The organism is Rhodovulum sp. 12E13 (assembly GCF_003340565.1).
Taxonomy (GTDB): Bacteria; Pseudomonadota; Alphaproteobacteria; order Rhodobacterales; family Rhodobacteraceae; genus HLUCCA09.
This window is the reverse complement of sequence record NZ_QPLK01000106.1, coordinates 1-1,096: the sequence shown is the minus strand read 5'-3', so window position 1 is coordinate 1,096 and position 1,096 is coordinate 1. Positions and strand designations below refer to the sequence as shown.

The 1,096-nt window shown below is 69.4% G+C and carries 2 protein-coding genes; both read left to right on the top strand.

Features of this window, described 5'->3' with window-relative positions:
- The first annotated feature begins 8 nt into the window (after nt 1-8).
- Nucleotides 9-320 (top strand): head-tail joining protein, encoded by a 312-nt coding sequence (locus tag DLJ49_RS21275; RefSeq protein WP_115395490.1) that lies wholly within the window; start codon nt 9-11, stop codon nt 318-320.
- Nucleotides 321-325: 5 nt separating this feature from the next.
- Nucleotides 326-958 carry a DUF6441 family protein gene (locus DLJ49_RS21270; RefSeq protein ID WP_115395489.1) on the top strand — a complete coding sequence of 211 codons (633 nt, stop codon included), beginning with the start codon at nt 326-328 and terminating at the stop codon, nt 956-958.
- Nucleotides 959-1,096 lie beyond the last annotated feature (138 nt).

The window sequence follows — 1,096 nt, the reverse complement described above, 5'->3', positions numbered from 1 at the left end:
AGCTTCTGATGACCGCCTTCGCCGCCGCCCTCGACGCGCTCTTTGCCGACGCGCATCTCGCGCGCGACGTCGTCTACACCGCCGAGGGCGGCGCACCGTCGCTGGTCCGCGCCATCCTGCGCCGGCCGGACGATGTCACCGGTTTCGGCGAGGCGCGCATCTGGTCCGAGACCACCCGGCTGGATTTGCGCCTCGCGGAGGTGGCCAACCCGCGTCCCGGTGACCGGATCGAGATCGACGGCGAAGGCTTCCTCATCCAGGGCGAGCCCGTCCGCGACCGCGAGCGGCTCGTCTGGACCGTGGATCTGCGTCCGGTCTGATCGCGATGAAGCTGAAACTCGACTTCACGCCCGAACTCGTCGCCGCCATGGCCGCTGAGGTAAAGGCAGGCGAGAAAGCCGTCACCGCCGCAATGCGCGAGGCTGGCACGGGGCTGAAGACCGCCTGGCGTGGGCAGATCACCGGGGCGGGGCTCGGCCGGCGGCTCGCCAACTCGATCCGGAGCCAGACCTACCCGAAGGCCGGCGAGAGCCTGAACGCCGCTGCACTGGTCTGGTCCAAGGCCCCGGTCATCGTCGGCGCGCACGACACCGGTCCGCTGATCCGCTCGAAGGACGGGTTCTGGCTGGCAATCCCGACCGAGGCCGCCGGGCGGGGCCTCCGAGGCGCCAAGCTCACCCCCGGCGAATGGGAGCGTCGTCGCGGCCTCCGCCTGCGCTTCGTCTATCGCCGCCGCGGCCCGAGCCTGCTCGTCGCCGACAGAGCTCGCATCAATAACCGCGGTCAGGCGGTCGCCTCGCGTTCGAAGACCGGCCGTAACCAGGTCACCGCGCCGATCTTTCTGTTGGTACCGCAGGTCAAGCTGCCGAAGCGGCTCGACCTCGACCGAGACGCCGAGCGAGCGCATGACAGCGTACCGGGGTTGATCGTGGCCAACTGGGTGGAGGGGAGGATATAGTGAGCCTACCGCTTGAACCCGCAGTATTCACCGAATGCGTCTGAGCGGCGGATTTGGCGGTCGTGGGCCGGTCGTGAGGACCGGTCGAGGGTTGTGCAGACCCTCCCGAGCGGCGCGACGCCTGTTGACGGTGCGCGT

What these genes read in the sequence shown, in the direction of transcription:
- DLJ49_RS21270 (WP_115395489.1), top strand. Translation starts at nt 326, where the DNA reads ATGAAGCTGAAACTCGACTTCACGCCCGAACTCGTCGCCGCCATGGCC.
- DLJ49_RS21275 (WP_115395490.1), top strand. Translation starts at nt 9, where the DNA reads ATGACCGCCTTCGCCGCCGCCCTCGACGCGCTCTTTGCCGACGCGCAT.